Genomic DNA, 2,785 nt, shown 5'->3' with positions numbered 1-2,785 from the left:
CCGGTGCAGCGGCGGATCGACGGCCGCCCGGAGACGCTGCGCGCGCACGTGGACGCCTCCCTGAGCCGGCTCGGCCAGGACCGGATCGACCTGTACTACCTGCACCGGCTGGACCCGGAGGTCCCCGTCGAGGAGTCCGTGGGGGCGCTCGCAGAGGCCGTCACGGAGGGCAAGATCGGGGCGATCGGCCTGTCCGAGGTCTCGGCCGTCACCCTGACCCGGGCCGTGGCCGTCCACCCGATCGCGGCCGTGCAGTCCGAGTACTCCCTCGCCACCCGCAACCCCGAGTGGGGCGTGCTCGAGGCGTGCCGCCGCCATGGGACCGCCTTCGTGGCCTTCTCCCCCGTCAGCCGCGGCCTCCTCACGGACGCGCCGCCGCGGCTGGACCGGCTGGACGCGGGAGATCTGCGGCACCGGCTGCCCCGCTTCGCCGAGGGCCACTACGAGGCCAACCTGACGCTGCGCGAGGCGCTCTCGGCCGAGGCCGTCCGGCTCGGGACGAGCACGGCGGGGCTCGCCGTCGCCTGGGTCCTGGCCCAGGGCGAGGACGTCCTGGCGATCCCGGGCACCACCTCGTGGGAGCACTGGCTCGAGGACCGGGGCGCGCACGCGGTGCGGCTGACCCCGGCCGACGTCGCCCGGCTGGACGGCCTCGTCAATGACGCGACCGTGGCGGGCCCGCGCTACAGCGAGAGCCAGCAGGCCAGCATCGACACCGAGGCGGCGCCGCCGCGCTGAGCCGAACGCGGGGCCCGGGGTGGCCCGCGTCTCATTTCGGCAACAGAGCGCGCTCCCTGTCAGGATGGGCGTCAGGCACCGCGGCCTCCTCCGACCGCGGCGCGCCACGGCGGGGGCACCGCGGGGCGTCTTTATCCCGACGTCCGAGGAGGACACCATGAATGAGTCTCTGGAGACCCTGCGCGACGAAGTGTTCGCGCGCAACCCCGGCGAGGCCGAGTTCCACCAGGCGGTGTCCGAGGTGTTCGAGGCGCTGGGGCCGGTGGTGCAGCGCCACCCCCAGTACGTCGAGGCCGGGGTCATGCACCGCCTCTGCGAGCCGGAGCGCCAGATCATCTTCCGCGTCCCGTGGATCGACGATGCCGGCGTCGTGCAGGTCAACCGCGGGTTCCGCGTGGAGTTCAACTCGGCGCTCGGCCCGTACAAGGGCGGGCTGCGTTTCCACCCCTCCGTGTACCTCGGGATCGTCAAGTTCCTGGGCTTCGAGCAGATCTTCAAGAACTCGCTCACCGGCATGCCGATCGGCGGCGGCAAGGGTGGCTCGGACTTCGACCCCGCCGGCAAGTCCGACCGCGAGATCATGCGGTTCTGCCAGTCCTTCATGACGGAGCTGCATCGCCACATCGGTGAGCACACGGACGTGCCGGCCGGTGACATCGGCGTGGGCGCCCGCGAGATCGGCTACATGTTCGGCCAGTACAAGCGACTGACCAACCGCTTCGAGGCCGGCGCCCTCACCGGCAAGGGCCTGACGTGGGGCGGCTCGCTGGTCCGCACCGAGGCCACCGGCTACGGCGCCGTGATGTTCGTCGACTCCATGCTCCGCACGCGCGGCGAATCCATGGACGGCCAGCAGGTGCTGATCTCCGGCTCCGGCAACGTGGCCATCTACGCCGCGGAGAAGGCCGCCGCGCTCGGGGCCACCGTGCTCACCGCGTCCGACTCCTCGGGCTACATCGTGGACCCGGACGGCCTCGACCTGGACCTGCTCAAGCAGATCAAGGAGGTCGAGCGTGCCCGTATCTCCGAGTACGCCGAGCGCCGCGGCGGGCGGTCCCGCTACGTGACCGGCGGCAGCGTCTGGGACGTCGAGGGCACCGTGGCCCTGCCGTGTGCCACCCAGAACGAGCTCGACGAGTCCGCCGCGCGGACCCTGCTGAAGAACGGGGTGAAGGCCGTGGCCGAGGGCGCGAACATGCCCTGCACCGAGGCGGCCGCCCACCTGTTCGTCGACTCCGGGACGCTGTTCGGCCCGGGCAAGGCCGCCAACGCGGGCGGCGTGGCGACGTCGGCGCTGGAGATGCAGCAGAACGCCTCGCGGGACTCGTGGAGCTTCGACTACACCCACGACCGGCTCGAGCAGATCATGCGTGACATCCACGACCGCTGCGTGGAGACCGCCGAGGAGTACGGCACGCCCGGCAACTACGTGGCGGGGGCCAACATCGCCGGGTTCATCAAGGTCGCCGACGCGATGATCGCCCAGGGCGTGGTCTGAGGCCTGGCCCTGCCCCTTCCGTGATCCTCCGCCGCCCTGCGACATCACCGCCGTTCTGACGCGCGGTGATGTCGCAGGGCGGCGGTCTCTCGAGGGCACCCGACTCCTGCACAACAGGCTCCCCGACGTCGGGTGCCCTCCACCGCCGACGCGGCCGACCCCTCACGCCCCGGACGGGCCCACGACACTGGGCCGCATGACCCCGCTCTCCGACCACTCGCGTGCGCTGCTCCCGGGACGCGGGCCCCTGCTCAGCGCGGCAGACCCCCACGACGGGGCGGCGCGGCGCCGTCTCGAACGCGCCTGGACCCGCGGGGTCCTCGTGCGGCTCAGCCCGCGCGTCTACATCAGCGTCAGCGACTGGGCCGCGCTGCGTCCGTGGGACAGGGCGGTCGTGTCCGCCGTCGCCCTCTCGATCGCCCGCCCCGCGACGGTGTTCACGGGCCTGACCGCGGCCCGGTTGCACGGTCTGGGGCCAGCCGTCGAGCCGCCCGCGCTCGAGCTGCGCGCCCCCTCGCCCGGGCATCACGGCTGCGGTCCGCTGACCCA

2 protein-coding genes and 1 pseudogene are annotated in these 2,785 nt (G+C 72.8%); all 3 read left to right on the top strand.

Annotation, left to right across the window (positions count from 1 at the left end; all coding sequences use genetic code 11):
- Positions 1-738: aldo/keto reductase (locus tag D8M29_RS10445; RefSeq protein ID WP_148111581.1), on the top strand; the 738-nt coding region annotated here is incomplete at its 5' end.
- A gap of 157 nt (positions 739-895) precedes the next feature.
- Complete coding sequence (gene gdhA / locus D8M29_RS10440; RefSeq protein WP_020621604.1) at positions 896-2,236, top strand: NADP-specific glutamate dehydrogenase; 1,341 nt, start codon at positions 896-898, stop codon at positions 2,234-2,236.
- A 196-nt stretch (positions 2,237-2,432) separates the two neighbouring features.
- Positions 2,433-2,785: pseudogene (locus D8M29_RS10435) on the top strand (hypothetical protein); the annotation flags it as partial.

The organism is Micrococcus sp. HSID17227, assembly GCF_003989405.1.
GTDB lineage: Bacteria > Actinomycetota > Actinomycetes > Actinomycetales > Micrococcaceae > Micrococcus > Micrococcus luteus.
Note: the sequence above shows the minus strand (reverse complement) of the source record. Positions and strands in the feature narration are given on the sequence as shown.

Coding starts and splice junctions, on each gene's coding strand:
- gdhA (WP_020621604.1), top strand. CDS start 896: ATGAATGAGTCTCTGGAGACCCTGCGCGACGAAGTGTTCGCGCGCAAC.